We start from the raw sequence: 14,593 nt of genomic DNA, 5'->3' as shown, positions 1-14,593 counted from the left end.
TAATACAAAAAATCCCACAAAAAAAGGGGTGGCAAAAACGCCACCCCTTTATATGTTATTAACAAGAATGATTAGAACCCAGGATTCTGAATTAAAATATCCGGACCAACTAAATCAATTTGATTTTGAGGAATAGGCAGAATTGAGTGCTTATCTGTGTAAGTAGCTCCACCAAGTGCATTCAACAGAAGAGGGCCATCAAAGGCAAAATACTTATTCAACTCTTCAGAAGCAGTTCCCCATCTCACTAGGTCATAGAATCTATGCCCTTCCATTCCCAATTCAAGTTTTCTTTCGAAACGAACTGCAGCTCTAGCTGCCGCAGGGTCTGACCAAGCCGCTGTATAAAGCCCTACTTGATAATTAGCTGCTGGACCTGAACCGTCCAATTTCATCACTTTAGAATTCATAGCTCTGGTTCTTATCATGTTCACATATTCTCTTGCTTTTTCCAATCCACCAGTCTCAATTTCAGCCTCTGCTGCCATAAGCAATACATCAGCAAAGCGAATGATATTAACATTGATACCTGTATAACCTGGAGTCCACGTACTGTTGTCCTGATAAGTTCCAACTTCAGATCTAGAATAAACAAATTTCTTAACTGAATAAGGACCTGAGAAAGATTGCTGACGGATCCAAGACTGCCCTGGATGAACTTGCCAATCGATGTAAGGAATTCCTCTTCGCCCAGTAGTATGATCTACTCTTGGGTCGATTGGACCTTGATCAATGGTGAAGGCTGCATCAGTAGCAATCCCCATATCGTTCTTTACCAAATTTGCAGGAGAATTGTAAGACCCATCTAGTAATGGTAACCCGTTAGCATTGGTACGGAAAGAGTTTACGAATGTAAAACTTGGTGCAAAGAATCCACAACAAACTCCTGGAGCTGCAGAATTATATGGGTTATTCAAGTCAAATTCAGGGTTTGCATTATTTACAGAACCTGTATTCGCAGCAGCTTGATAAGCCCAAACTGATTCTTTCCCATTATCATATTCACCTCTGAATAAGTTACCATAATCAGCAATTAAGCCATACTTTTCGCCACCACTAGTCACACCGTTTGCGATCACATCATCAAACAACGTTTTAGCCTGAGCAAATTTACCTTCGTATAGGTAAACTTTTCCTAAATAAGCTTTAGCAGCCCAAGAATTAACTCTACCTACTTGACCTTGAGTAGGCGCTAGATTATCCACAGCAAACTGAAAATCAGCTTCTATCATTGGCCAGATATCAACATTGTTTACTACATCTTCTAAGCCGCTACCATAATCAACAGTTTCGTCTACGTAAGGAACGTTATCAAAATTCCTCTTCAATTGAAAATAATAGTGCCCTCTCAAGAATCTCGCCTGAGCAGATAAACGCTTAACATCAGCGTCAGTTACGTCATCCCCTTTAGTTAAAAGGAGTCTCAAGACGTTATTAGCTCTAGCAATTCCTTCGTATAAACCACGCCAGTTTTCTAGTGCATTGACATTATTTGCATCTGTTTCAAACCTCTGAATTGGGTTGATTGTATTGAAATCACCAGGGTCAGTACCTTTGTTGGCGTCTCCTCCTCTGATACTTCCCCACACCCAATTGGAAGGAGATGCCATTCTAAAGTTTCTGCCATTCACTTGAGAATAGGCAGCAATCAAGGAGGCATCCAATCCAGCCAGGGAGGTCAATTGTGATTCTGCCAAAAGACCTGTTGGCGCAATTTCCAGAAAACTATCGCTACAACTTACTGCAACCATCAGAACTGTGGATGCTAGTAGTGCGCCGACTTTTATTTTTATATTTTTCATGTTTTTAATCAATTATAGTTTCTATAACTCGATTCTAGTTAAAGGATTAAGCTTAGAAGCTTAGGTTAAGACCGAACGTATAACCACGTGTAACAGGGTAGTTACCAACATCGATACCAAAGGTCAAATCAGCGTCACCACCTACCGCAGGATCTAGTCCTTCATATCCTGTGATTGTAAACAGGTTGTTTGCGGAAGCAAATACTCTCAATCGCTCCAATCTCCATCTCTCCAAAAGTGAAGGAGGTAATGTATAGCCAAGCGTCACATTTTGCAATCTTAAGTAAGAACCATCTTCTACATAGAATGAATTACCGACACTGGAAGTAGCGGAGTTAGCCGCTTTTTCCACAATTGGAATAGTAGCATTCAAGTTCTGAGGAGTCCATGCATCTTTCAATCGCTCAGAAGTAGCAGCCCCTTCAAATGTAGAATAGAAATCAGTAAACCACTTAGACTGATTCCAGATCTCATTTCCGATAGAAGTATATAAGTAAGCTGAAAGATCAAATCCTTTGTAGCCCAAGGTGAAGTTCATACCACCTGTGAATTTTGGGATTGGTGATCCAAGGATTTTTCTATCATCTGCATCAATCTTGCCATCTGGCAGACCTGTCAAGTTGCCATCCGCATCTCTACCATTGATATCTCTGTATTTGAATCTACCTGGAGAAGCAAACTCCTGAGTAGCATGATTTGCTACATCTTCTGCAGAACTGAAAAGACCTTCTACTTCATATCCAAAGAATGAGGAAAGTGACTCACCAACCATGTTTCTGATCGGCTCAATTCCTCTGAAAGCCGGATTAGCTTCTGCAGAAGTAATAATTGTCAATCCTGGTGCTAGGGAAACGATCTCATTTTTCAATAGTGATCCATTTACAGACACCTCATAGGTAAAGTCGCTACTAAGATTACCTCTAAAAGCAACCAAAAGGTCAGCTCCTTGATTTAGCATTTCACCAATGTTAACAGCTGGAGCTGCTGCGTTATAACCAGCAGTGGCAGGAATTGGCACTTGGAACAAAAGGTCTTTAGTTTCTTTTTTCCACAAATCGAATATAATATCCATTCGTCCATTAAAGAACGTTCCATCAAAACCAATATTTTGAGTGACTGCTGTTTCCCACTGAGCATTAGGGTTACCAATTCTAGTTCTTCTAAATCCTATAAGGGCAGAAGAGTTGGACCCTGAAATATCATAAGAGGAAGCTCCGATATCCCCACCAAATAAGGAATACTGGTTGTTTGGATCAACGTTGTTTGAGTTACCCATTTGTCCCCATCCACCACGGATTTTCAACTCATCTATCCAAGTAGAACTTGACATGAATCCTTCAGAAGAAATTCTCCAAGCAGCTGAAAAAGCTGGGAATACACCAAATCTAGAGTTTGCTCCGAATCTAGAAGAACCATCACGTCTCACTACAGCACTAAATAAGTACTTGTCATTATAAGTGTAGTTCAATCTCCCGAAGATGGAATAGAAATTCACACCTCTGTAAAGAGAAGAGTTAACTTGTCTGGAAGAAACAGGGAGATTGGAGATTGTAATGAAATCTGGATCTTCAGAGAATGGATTCTGACCAGATGCATTGATATTACGACCAGAGCCGGTATTCAACGCCTCTATACCTGCTAGCAAATCAAAGGAATGCTTTTCAAATTTCTTTTTATAAGCAAGTGTATTTGTGAAGGTCCATGCAAAATTATAACCTGAACCTTCTCCATATCCAAAAGCAGAATTATTCTCTAGGTTTTCATATTGATGTCTTGAATAATTATAGTAGTAATAATTATCATACTGTCCACCGATAGATGTTCTGAATGTTAAATTATCAATGATGTCTGCTTCTGCATATACGTTTCCGAAAATACTTGCATTGAAAGCTCTATTGTCTTTTAATGCATCTCTTTCAGCAACAGGATTTCGCGGGTTGTTGAAACCAGTAGCGGCTGTACCTGCATATCCACCAAACTCATCATAAATAGGAATAATTGTTGACATACGGAAAGCCCCTAGAATAGAGTTCTCATCTCTTGCTACACCTTGACCACCATTTCCACCAGTAAGACCTAATTCTCTTATGTAAGTAGCTTGGAAATTTTCACCAACTCTTATTTTTTTGGTTACATCAAACTCTGAATTAGCTCTGAAAGTCATTCTTCTTAAGCTGTTATTCAAAAGAATACCTGCCTGATCCTGAATACCTAATCCCACAAAGAATCTGCTGGTTTCAGAACCACCATTGATACCTAATGAGTGACGATTTAAAGGTGCATTTCTTGTAATCGCTTTAAACCAATCGGTTCCTTCACCAGTAGCTGCTCTTACAATTTGATAGATATCTCCTTTACCATAATCAACATTATATTTTGCAGCCTCTTCAGCCATTCTATCGGGTGAAAATGGCCCAGCCAATCCACCTTGTCCACCTACTCTTATGTAATATGGCAACACCGGTGAAGTACCAGTTCCAAACTGTGGGTGATCATACTTTACTGGACGGCCTTCTGCTGCAGCTGCATTTGTTTCTGCCAACCAAGTATATGTGGCCTGATCTTGAGGATTCATCATGTCTATCCCTTTTCCAGGAGTAGTGACACCGTACATACCGTTGTAATCAACTCTTAACTTTTGGTTTCCTCTTCTACCTCTTTTAGTAGTGTAAATGATAACACCACTAGCTGCTCTAGCTCCATATATGGAAGCTGCGGCAGCATCTTTCAAGACCGTAGTTGATTCGATATCGTCAGGATTAAGGAAATCAGTGGATCCTACAGGAACTCCATCGACAACATATAAAGGCTGGTTACCTCCGAAGGCACCAAACCCACGAACACGAATAATGGAAGTGGTTCCCGGCTGACCGTTCGTAATTACTGTAACACCAGAAACTCTACCTTGTAAAGCCTGTTCTACGTTACCTGTTGGAATTACTGCCAAATCTTTTGAACTAACTGTTGCGATTGCACCAGTTGTCTCTCTTCTGCTATCAATCGTATAACCTGTTACAACAAGCTCCGTTAACGAAGTCTCATCAGGCTTTAAGCTGATATCAATAATACTTCTGTTGCCTATTATTTCTTCTACTTTACCATAACCAATAAAAGAGAAAATTAGGACTGATTGATCATTAGGAACGGTAATATTAAACTTGCCATCAATGTCTGTGGCAGTTCCGGTAGTCGTTCCTTTCACAAGTACAGTCACTCCTGGAAGACCAACATCAAACTCGTCTAACACTGTTCCTGTAACGGTTTTCTGCGCAAAGGCGGCCGCTCCAGTTAGGACTAAGAGCACCAAAAGAGCACTTAGATTTTTGTAAATATTTTTCATAAATATAGATAGATTGGGTAACAAGATTAATTTCAATACTTGTTGTTTAATGTTATCGCAATCGATTGCGATTTTACTCAAAATAATAGCAGCAAATTATCTCCTAAACTCTAGGGAAACATTGCGGCTATACCGAGGTTTTTAAGAACCAACTAATTGAGAAACCTTTAGGTTTGAGAGCATCTGTAAGTGATGCTACATGGGTGGGGATACTTCTTCTAAGTAAAATAGGTCATAGGCATAGATTTTGGGTTACGTTAATTGTACTAAAGCATCAATGTTAAAGATTCTTAAACAAAATTCAAATTCTATCACTAAAATAAAATTTGGAATTTTTTAGGGTTTATGCACTAAACACCACCTTTAACATAAATTACTGGAACAATTTAAGGTTTTTCATGACTATACCAAAACTAGAAAAAATCCTATTCAGTTATTTTGACTTAATCCTATAGGCAAATTATTAACGAATTGTTACTTATTTTTCATTAATCTTAACAGATGGCCTGAATATTTGAAAAAACTCATCAGATGTCCTGATTTCTTCAAAAATCGGATCAACCAAAGCTTTCTGATAAATTAATTCACTAGCATGAATCGCCTTATCCAATTGCAACAAAGCAACTTCCTTCTGACCACTTTCTGCAGCTACCATGGCTAGCCCATAATATCCATAGCCATAATTTCTTCCTGCCATGACGGACTCTTCAAAAGATAAACTAGCATTGGAGTAATCTTTTGAAAGGAAGTAAGCCAAGCCCTTATTGAAAAAATCCTTTGGTTCAGAATAAGGATAGTCAAAACGCAGTGTTGCCAACTTGTAATCGCCTCTCATGATATCCAGCGCGCCTCTCAAGCTCTCATTGTACCTCAAAAAATCCTGATTCCTAGTCAGGACTGAGGCATCTGAAAGTTTTTTGTAAGCATCCCATGTTTTACCCTGCAAAACCAGTATCTGTCCTTGATTGTGCATTACGTAGGGATCGGTTGCGATTTTTGAAGCTTGATACAGCAACTTGTTTGCTTCTTTCCAAAGATTTGCCTTTGTCGTCTGGTCTAGGGTTCGCTGGGCTAATCTCATCTTAACTACCGCCAAATTATTGTAAGGAATTACAGAACGAAACAACTCAGTCATTTTACTGTAAATCTTTTCCTTATCCTCGAGTCTTGGAGAAGCTTCACCTGCTATCGCCCAATCTGTCATGTCAAGTTCCGAATTATTGTCATCTTCATTCAAAGCCTTTTGCAGTAGGGCTGTTTGCTCTTGATTCAGTCCCGGAAGTGGTTTAGCGACAACTTCAATTTTGGCCGCTCTCAAACTTGGAAAAAGATCACTGGCAACTTGATTAAACCCTGAAATCTTCCTTAATGCTTCAGCCTGAGTCTGGTAATCTGATCCGTTTAATAGGACGGCGTAATATTGATCCTTCTTCTGAGTAGAAAGTTTTTCATTTTCACGCAATAAAAGTCGGAAATCAAACCAATCGTTCCACCTGGATTTCACTTCAGTAACACTATCTCTAACTGAAATATTTGATTGAGTCAACAATTGATTTACCGCCTCAGCGCGATCCATTCCTAGTTTGCTACTTTTACCTTCTGCTGCTTCTGGAGATTGAATACCCGTGATTTTTAAGGATAATACAGAAGAGTTTTCAGTCAAAAAAGATTTCAAATCAGCAATAGCCTGCTGATTTGACGCACTCTTGGAAATGGTAGATGATCCTGCAGCAAACTTGATCACAAATTCTTTGGAACGTGAAAGATCCGCATCCATTACTCCCGTCGAAATAAACAACCCTACTTGGGGAATTGGCTCATCCGGATTCACATTCCCTATTTTCGCTAATAAGGGAGTTGTGATAACTCCCCTAGCCAAAACTTTTTTCTGAGATGGCTCAGCCTGGGCTTTTTTTCCATAGAAAAACTGAGCCTCCAAAAAAGCCCCTTCCATCCAAGGCTCAAAAGCCAGCACAAATGATTCTTTGTAAGAGTATTCACCTACGTTTTTGGTTAACTCCAGGTCATCAAAGAAAATGGAGTTCTCAGAAGACTTGAAAAGCAAACTAATCTTTGGGTTTTTGGGACTAAATGCCGACTCTATAGGAATAGTACCTGTTACTTCAAATCGGACAGAATCTCTGAGAAATTCTAACTTACCCGGTGTGACTTTGGAATCAGCCAAAAAATCGGTTTCAGGCACCATTATTGAACTACAAATAAGTGGTAACAATAGAAATATCAATAAAGCCGGCTTTTTCTTAAACAAATTGTCTATCATTCTTATTTATTAAATCACAATACTTTTTTCTAAATTTACCCTAACGAAACCACCAATTACTATGGAAAAGCTGAAAATATTCTTCGAAGAGAGAGCATTTGGTGTTTGTTCACGCATGGGTGAAAAACTCAACTTCCCAATTGACAGCATTCGTTTATTCTTCATTTATGCCTCATTTGTCACGATGGGCTCACCAGTAATTCTCTATGTGAGTATGGCGATGACGATGAAAATCAGGAAGTTTTTTAGAAAAAAGAACAATCCAGTACTTTTTGATTAAAGCTCAGAGAAGCTTTTCTTTCCTAAAACCTTCCAGTTCCAAAACACAAGTGTCACCTTCCCTTTTCTTGGCACCTCCACTCTTACTTCCGAGTTTGGGACAAACTTCTCAATGGTTTTCTTTTTCACTTTAAAGTCCCGGTAGGCATCCAGGACTGCGCTAGAAAACTCTTTTTTTCCCTCGCTCACAAAGCTCATTGCCGCTAAATGCTCTAACAAAGATTTGACCACAAAAATCCTAAAAAATCTAGCGCTTGGCTCATTCTTATAAATCATGCTAAGGCTATTTCTGATATTCAGGTACATTTTCTTAGGGCTAGCTCTATCTAATGTGGCTCCACCTAGGTGATATACTTTCGAGAAACCATTATAGCCGATTTTCCAACCTGATTTTCGCATTCTCCAACATAGGTCTATCTCTTCCATGTGGGCAAAAAAATCTGAGTCAAAACCCGACAATTCATGGAAAACTGTAGCATTCACAACCATACAGGCTCCTGAAGCCCAATCGACATCAATGACATCGTCATAGTCACCAACATCCTTTTCTATGTTATCCCAAATCCTTCCTCTACAATATGGATAGCCATATGCATCCAGAAACCCACCCCCGGCTCCAGCATAATCAAAGGTGTCTTTTTCCTTCCATGAGAGAATTTTAGGTTGGAGTGCTGCATAGGCTTTATGGTCTCTCATCCAGTCAATCAATAGTGAATCCCAATCTGCGGTAACTTCCACATCAGAATTGAGAAGTAGGTAATATTCATATTGACCTTGGAGCTTTGAAAGCCCCTGATTATACCCACCTGCATAGCCGAAATTCTCTTCAAGTTTGATTTGCTTGACCTGAGGGAAGTTAACGTCTAAAAAATCTATAGAGTCGTCAGTACTTGCATTGTCTATCACCCAAACGTCATAAATACTATGCATACAAACTGAAGGAAGAAATGTCTTTAGCATTTCTTCCCCATTGTAATTCAGTATGACGATGGCACAGGTTTTCATCCAAACATACTGCCTAGATCCATCCCGGGAATATTAGGCATCATTCCCTCAGTAGCCGATTTCATCTCAGCTTTAATTTGAGCTTCAATAGCCGTCATCGCTATGTTGGTAGCTGCTACGATTAGATCACTGAGCATTTCCTTGTCTTTTGGGGAAAGAAGCGACTCATCGAAATCGATGCTCACTACTTTTCTATCTCCATTTACCGTTACTTTTACCAATCCTGCACCTGATTCACCTGACGCAGTTAAGTATACAAGTTTTGCTTGTGTCTCTTTAATTTTTGCCTGGGCTTCTTTCACTTTGCCCATCATGCCCATTATATCAAACATAGTATTCTGATTAAGATTTTTATGATCGTGAATTCACTTTATTTCAAACGCTCGATAGCTTCTTCCAAACTGATAGATTCCTGCTCCCCTGTATCCAGATTTTTCAAAGCAATGACATTTCCTTCAATCTCCGTATCCCCGCAGATTCCAACAAATGGAATTGACTTCTTGGAAGCAAAATCCAACTGCTTTTTCATTTTAGTCACATCTGGATAAAGCTCTGCTTTGATTCCTGCAGCTCTGAATTTCTTCAACAAGCCTAACGCATAAACAAAGGCTTTCTGGTCAAAGTGCGTCAACAAAACTTTGGTGCTCTGAAGACTGTCCTCTGGAAACAAGCTCAATTCCTCCAGCACATCGTATAAGCGATCTACACCAAAAGAAAAACCAACTCCTGACATTTTCTCCTTCAATCCGAAATTCTCAGTCAGATTATCATATCGACCACCTCCACTGACGGATCCGATAGATACATGGTTCACTTTCACTTCGAAAATAGCACCAGTATAATAAGAAAGCCCCCGAGCAAGCATGATATCCAAATCAACAAAATCTAGGCTCTCACCCATTTCTCCTAAGATCTGAAACACGTCTTCCAGTTCTTTGACACCCTGAAGGCCAATTTCGCTGGTAGCCAAAAACTCCTTCAAGAAAGCTAATTTCTCCGCCTGATTTGCTTCCAAAGCGATCAACGGAGCCAATTTCTCTATAGAATCAGCAGCAAAACCTCGCTCAGTCAATTCCTCCTTTACTTTTTCCCAGCCGATTTTATCCAGCTTATCTATCGCCACGCAAAGCGGTGCTTCTTTTCCTGCTTCCCCTATTGCTTCTGAGATACCTGTTAATATTTTTCTATTATTCAGCTTGATGCTGTAATCATTCAACTTTAATTTTTCGAAAACCGAACGGATCATCAGAATGATTTCAGCTTCGCAAAGCAAACTATCCGTCCCCACCACATCCGCATCACACTGATAAAATTCACGGTATCTTCCCTTCTGTGGGCGATCTGCTCGCCAAACTGGCTGAATCTGGAAACGCTTGAAAGGAAAAGTCAACTCATTCCTATTCATCACCACAAAGCGGGCAAAGGGCACTGTCAAGTCATAACGAAGTCCTTTCTCGGTAACCTTCGGCAAAGTATTCTTAAATCCAGCATGAAGATCAGCTTCCTGAACATTCTTGAGGTAATCTCCGCTATTTAGGATTTTGAACAACAACTGATCACCTTCATCTCCATATTTTCCAGTCAAGGTACTGAGATTCTCCATAGCCGGAGTTTCGATCTGATTGTAGCCAAAAAGTTGAAATGTACTCTTAATGGAATCTAGAATATAATTTCTTCTGGCCATCTGGATTGTCCCGAAATCCCGGGTTCCTTTTGGCAGACTTGGCTTTTGCATGACTTCTTTTTTTTGGTGATTAGCTGCCAAATTTATTCAAAAAAAAGGAAACGCTCCTTGATATCGTGAAAGTCAAAGAATTAAATCCTAAATTAATTTAGGCAGAAAAGAAATGTTTGTTTACTTTTGCGACTCGTTTCGAAACAATACTATTAAAAATATACGACCATGGCAGTTACTACACTGAAGAGAAAACTTAAAAGAAAAAGACAATCTCAGACCACACGTGTGATTAAGATCAAGCAATTGTCTGCTCAGCCTGTAATCAGAAACGTGGACGTTGAAGAACTTAAGAAGTCTTTCGCGAAATAATCTTTATTTCGGCAAAAACATTGAAGGCGGTCATTTGATCGCCTTTTTTGGTTTCTAGTTTTTTTTTGAGACTTAAGATGCTAGACACAAGAAATTAGAAATAATGTAAACTGAAGTGGTTTGTGAGACACAAACCACGGCACAGAGGTCAGTTCCAAAGCCGACTGACACTGCGACTGAAAACTGCCACTCTCCCATTTTTCACTTCTTACCACTTACAAACTTCACAAAACCTTTCCTCTTTTCCCCAGTTCCACCACCCGGAGATTTTTTAGTTGTCCAGATTCCAAGTCAAACAACAACATAGTCCTCATTACATGAAAGCCATGCTGCCCGATAGCTCCTGGATTCATGTAAAGACAATTCACTGCCTTATCAAATTCAACTTTGCATATATGCGAGTGACCGCAGATAAATAGATTTGGGTTTGATTCGTTGATTTTGCTTTTGATGCCTTTGGCGTAGTGGGGAGGTTTGCCCCCGATATGTGTCATCAGCACCTTCACGCCTTCCAGCACAAATTCCTGCCACTCTGGATAAGCTCGCTGCATCTCGTTATCATCTATATTCCCAAAAACGGCCCGAACAGGCTTTCCTTGAGGCAAGGCTTCCATCACTTCAAAACTTCCTATATCGCCAGCATGCCAAACCTCATCAACTTCCTCCAAATAGGCTAGTGTTTTGTGATCTATATAACTGTGGGAATCTGATATGAGAGCGATCTTGGTAGGCATTTGATTTTAATCTTGCTAAATTTTCATTTCAATATGGAATAGCAAACTCACAGATCAAACTCTCAACCATGAAACTTCATAAAATTCTTTTCCTGGCAATTGCCATCGTTCTTGTAAAAATAGACTTTGCGAAAGCTCAAACTTCTGAAGTAAAAACCCTTAATCCAGCTCAATTTGAAGAGCTCATGAAAAACAAGGGAGCAGTGAGAGTGATTGACGTACGAACACCCGAAGAAATGGCTGAAGGAAAAATCCCAGACGCTATTAACATTGACATTAAAAACGAAAATTTCAAAAGCGAGATTGCTAAGCTAGATAAGAAACGAACCTATTTGGTCTACTGCAAAGCAGGAGTCAGATCAGGAAATGCAGCGAGTATCATGAAGGCTGCAGGATTCTCTCATTTATATTCATTGGATGGGGGAATAGATGCTTGGCAAGACGCAGGAAAAACTATAGAAAAATGACACGTATCAAATCAACTAACCCCTATACAAACGAAGTATTAGCAGAATTTCAACCCCACACTCAGGAAGAACTTGAAGCCAAACTAAGTGCAGGATCCATTGCGTTCTCAAGCTGGAAGGAAACTAGTTTCTCAAAAAGGGCTGAATTGATGGGCAATGCAGCAAGAGTATTGAAAGATAATCGTGAAAAATATGCGAAAATCATTTCTTTAGAAATGGGGAAAGTTCTCAAAGAGTCCTTAGCAGAAGTGGATAAATGCGCTTTGGCATGTAAGTACTATGCCGACAATGCCGCTAGTTTCTTGAAAGAAGAACCAATCGAATTGCCTGACGGCGCGAGAGCTAAAGTCATACATCAGCCGCTTGGGATAGTCTTGGCAGTAATGCCATGGAATTTCCCTTTCTGGCAGGTATTCCGTTTTGCAGCCCCAACATTAATGGCTGGTAATGTCGGCGTTTTGAAACATGCTTCCAATGTCCCACAATGTTCTTTGGCTATTGAAGAGGTTTTTACGGAAGCAGGTTTTCCAGAAGGTGCATTCCAAAGCCTTTTAATAGACTCATCGACGACCACCAAACTTATTGAAGACGCAAGAATCAAAGCAGTTACACTTACAGGAAGTGAGAAAGCTGGTGCATCTGTCGCATCTACTGCTGGAAAACATATCAAAAAATCCCTGCTTGAATTAGGCGGAAGCGATCCATTCATAGTTTTAAAAGACGCTAATATTAAGAAGGCAGCAGAAACAGCAGTAAAGGCCAGAATGATCAACTTCGGGCAAAGCTGCATAGCGGCTAAGCGATTTATCGTGGAGGAAGATGTCTACGAGGAGTTTTTAGCTCATTTCGTTGAGCTCTTCAGCCAACTGAAACAAGGCGATCCTATGAATGAAGAGTCAGATTTCGCATGTATGGCCAGACCAGATTTAGCAAAAGAACTATATACTCAACTAGACAATTCTATAAAAGCCGGCGCTAAACTCATTTACGGAGGAGAAGCACCGGAAGAAAATTCCGCAGTCTTTCAACCAGCAATTTTAACGGACATACCCACTTCCGCTCCAGCCTATTCAGAGGAGCTTTTTGGACCAGTAGCTACTATTTTCAAAGTCAAAAATGAAGATGATGCCATTGCTTTGGCCAATGATTCTGAATTTGGTCTTGGTGCTTCAATTTGGTCAGAAGACAAGGATAAAGCAGAACAATTAGCCGCAAAAATCGAGAGCGGAGCTGTCTTTATTAATGCCATGGTAGCTTCCAATCCGCATCTGCCTTTTGGTGGGATAAAAAAATCAGGGTATGGGCGAGAATTGAGCAGATATGGGATTTTGGAGTTCGTTAATTCGAAAACTGTCTATTTGGGCTAATCTATTAGGGATTAAGCGGCCTTTATTTTTGGTTTTGGCCAATTCCTTTCTATTTTTACGAGCCAAAATTTTGTCATAAACTAATGAGAGAAATACAGTTTCGAGAAGCCTTAAGAGAGGCAATGTCCGAAGAAATGAGACGTGATAAAGACGTTTTTCTGATGGGCGAAGAAGTTGCTGAATATAATGGAGCTTATAAAGTATCCCAAGGAATGCTGGATGAATTCGGTCCTGATCGAATCTACGACACTCCAATCGCCGAGCTTGGTTTTTCTGGACTTGCGGTAGGTGCTGCGATGAACGGTCTTAAGCCAATCGTTGAGTTCATGACTTTCAACTTCTCTCTAGTAGCAATAGATCAGATTATCAACTCCGCGGCTAAAATGCTAGCTATGTCAGGTGGAGCTTATAGCGTACCTGTCGTTTTCAGAGGTCCAACAGGTAATGCTGGTCAGCTGGGAGCTACGCACTCTTCCAACTTTGAAAATTGGTTTGCCAATACTCCAGGTTTGAAAGTGATCGTACCTTCTAATCCTTACGATGCAAAAGGCCTGATGAAAGCTGCCATTCGTGACCCGGATCCAGTGATCTTCATGGAATCAGAAGTGATGTATTCTGACAAGGGCGAAGTGCCTGAGGGCGAATATTTACTACCTATTGGTGTAGCTGATATCAAGAGAAAAGGAAAAGATGTCACTGTAATTTCCTTCGGTAAAATGATGAAAGTTGCCTTGGAAGCTGCTGAAGAAATGGCAAAGGAAGGCATTGAAGCTGAAGTCATAGACCTTCGTACAGTGAGACCAATCGATTATGCTACTTGCATGGAATCTGTAAAGAAAACCAACAGAGTAGTGATCGTTGAGGAAGCTAATCCTATAGCTGGTATTTCATCTGAATTGACGTATCACTTCCAGCGATACGCTTTTGATTACTTAGATTCTCCAGTGATTCGTGTGAACTCTATGGATATTCCGTTGAGCTACTCACCTACTTACATTGAGGCTACCTTGCCAAATGTAAAGAGGACTGTAGATGCTATTAAAAAGGTCTGCTACAAAGACTAGTCAAACTAGCTTATCATATAAAAGCCCGACTTCATTGATTTGAATTCGGGCTTTTTCATTTCTAATTGAAGTCTTTGGAGAAAAAACAAGAATATCAGAAATAGTCAAGAGGCTAAAATGAATAGGCTCTCAGCCAATCTGCTTATAGCTAATTTCTTACATCGATCAAGCTGCATTCCCTGTGAAAAACGCTATTTCCACTGCGGT

General features: G+C 40.1%; 12 protein-coding genes. 5 read left to right on the top strand and 7 right to left on the bottom strand.

Going from position 1 to position 14,593, the window contains the following annotated elements:
- Nucleotides 1-71: 71 nt before the first annotated feature.
- The 3 genes from AACZ87_RS06755 to AACZ87_RS06745 all read right to left on the bottom strand — a co-directional run bounded on the left by AACZ87_RS06755 (nucleotide 72) and on the right by AACZ87_RS06745 (nucleotide 7,348).
- A complete protein-coding gene (locus AACZ87_RS06755; RefSeq protein WP_339865936.1) occupies nucleotides 72-1,802 on the bottom strand; it encodes a RagB/SusD family nutrient uptake outer membrane protein in 1,731 nt (576 codons plus the stop codon).
- 52 nt (nucleotides 1,803-1,854) lie between these two features.
- Nucleotides 1,855-5,142 carry a TonB-dependent receptor gene (locus AACZ87_RS06750; protein WP_339865935.1) on the bottom strand — a complete coding sequence of 1,096 codons (3,288 nt, stop codon included), beginning with the start codon at nucleotides 5,140-5,142 and terminating at the stop codon, nucleotides 1,855-1,857.
- 478 nt (nucleotides 5,143-5,620) lie between these two features.
- Nucleotides 5,621-7,348 carry a hypothetical protein gene (locus AACZ87_RS06745; protein WP_339865934.1) on the bottom strand — a complete coding sequence of 576 codons (1,728 nt, stop codon included), beginning with the start codon at nucleotides 7,346-7,348 and terminating at the stop codon, nucleotides 5,621-5,623.
- A 136-nt stretch (nucleotides 7,349-7,484) separates the two neighbouring features.
- Here AACZ87_RS06745 and AACZ87_RS06740 point away from each other — a divergent pair, with 136 nt between their 5' ends.
- On the top strand, nucleotides 7,485-7,703 hold the full coding sequence (locus tag AACZ87_RS06740; protein WP_339865933.1) for a PspC family transcriptional regulator: 219 nt from the start codon (nucleotides 7,485-7,487) through the stop codon (nucleotides 7,701-7,703).
- On the opposite strand, the gene AACZ87_RS06735 is transcribed toward AACZ87_RS06740, so the two are convergent.
- From AACZ87_RS06735 to hisS, 3 genes are read right to left on the bottom strand one after another with little or no spacing between them, the layout of a single operon-like run.
- Entirely contained in the window at nucleotides 7,700-8,707 is a 1,008-nt protein-coding gene (locus AACZ87_RS06735; RefSeq protein WP_339865932.1) for a glycosyltransferase family 2 protein, read from the bottom strand. The two genes, AACZ87_RS06740 and AACZ87_RS06735, sit on opposite strands and share 4 nt — an antisense overlap.
- The gene (locus tag AACZ87_RS06730; RefSeq protein ID WP_339865931.1) at nucleotides 8,704-9,039 is read right to left on the bottom strand and encodes a YbaB/EbfC family nucleoid-associated protein; all 336 of its coding nucleotides are present in this window, start codon (nucleotides 9,037-9,039) and stop codon (nucleotides 8,704-8,706) included. Before AACZ87_RS06730 ends, AACZ87_RS06735 begins: the two co-directional genes overlap by 4 nt.
- A gap of 38 nt (nucleotides 9,040-9,077) precedes the next feature.
- Nucleotides 9,078-10,442, bottom strand: a complete 1,365-nt coding sequence (hisS, locus tag AACZ87_RS06725; RefSeq protein ID WP_339865930.1) for a histidine--tRNA ligase — start codon at nucleotides 10,440-10,442, stop codon at nucleotides 9,078-9,080.
- A gap of 168 nt (nucleotides 10,443-10,610) precedes the next feature.
- Between hisS and AACZ87_RS06720 the strand changes: the two genes are divergently transcribed.
- Complete coding sequence (locus AACZ87_RS06720; protein ID WP_170857096.1) at nucleotides 10,611-10,754, top strand: hypothetical protein; 144 nt, start codon at nucleotides 10,611-10,613, stop codon at nucleotides 10,752-10,754.
- Nucleotides 10,755-10,978: 224 nt separating this feature from the next.
- On the opposite strand, the gene AACZ87_RS06715 is transcribed toward AACZ87_RS06720, so the two are convergent.
- Nucleotides 10,979-11,488, bottom strand: coding sequence for a metallophosphoesterase family protein (locus tag AACZ87_RS06715; RefSeq protein ID WP_339865929.1), 510 nt, complete (start codon nucleotides 11,486-11,488; stop codon nucleotides 10,979-10,981).
- A gap of 68 nt (nucleotides 11,489-11,556) precedes the next feature.
- On the opposite strand from AACZ87_RS06715, the gene AACZ87_RS06710 reads away from it, so the two are divergent.
- From AACZ87_RS06710 to AACZ87_RS06700, 3 genes are all read left to right on the top strand, one after another.
- Nucleotides 11,557-11,955, top strand: coding sequence for a rhodanese-like domain-containing protein (locus AACZ87_RS06710; protein WP_339865928.1), 399 nt, complete (start codon nucleotides 11,557-11,559; stop codon nucleotides 11,953-11,955).
- Nucleotides 11,952-13,322, top strand: coding sequence for an NAD-dependent succinate-semialdehyde dehydrogenase (locus AACZ87_RS06705; protein ID WP_339865927.1), 1,371 nt, complete (start codon nucleotides 11,952-11,954; stop codon nucleotides 13,320-13,322). Before AACZ87_RS06710 ends, AACZ87_RS06705 begins: the two co-directional genes overlap by 4 nt.
- An 83-nt stretch (nucleotides 13,323-13,405) precedes the next feature.
- Nucleotides 13,406-14,386, top strand: coding sequence for a pyruvate dehydrogenase complex E1 component subunit beta (locus AACZ87_RS06700; RefSeq protein WP_339865926.1), 981 nt, complete (start codon nucleotides 13,406-13,408; stop codon nucleotides 14,384-14,386).
- Nucleotides 14,387-14,593: the final 207 nt, after the last annotated feature.

It is taken from the genome of uncultured Algoriphagus sp., from assembly GCF_963974365.1.
Classification (GTDB): Bacteria; Bacteroidota; Bacteroidia; order Cytophagales; family Cyclobacteriaceae; genus Algoriphagus.
This window is presented reverse-complemented; position numbering and strand designations above follow the sequence as displayed.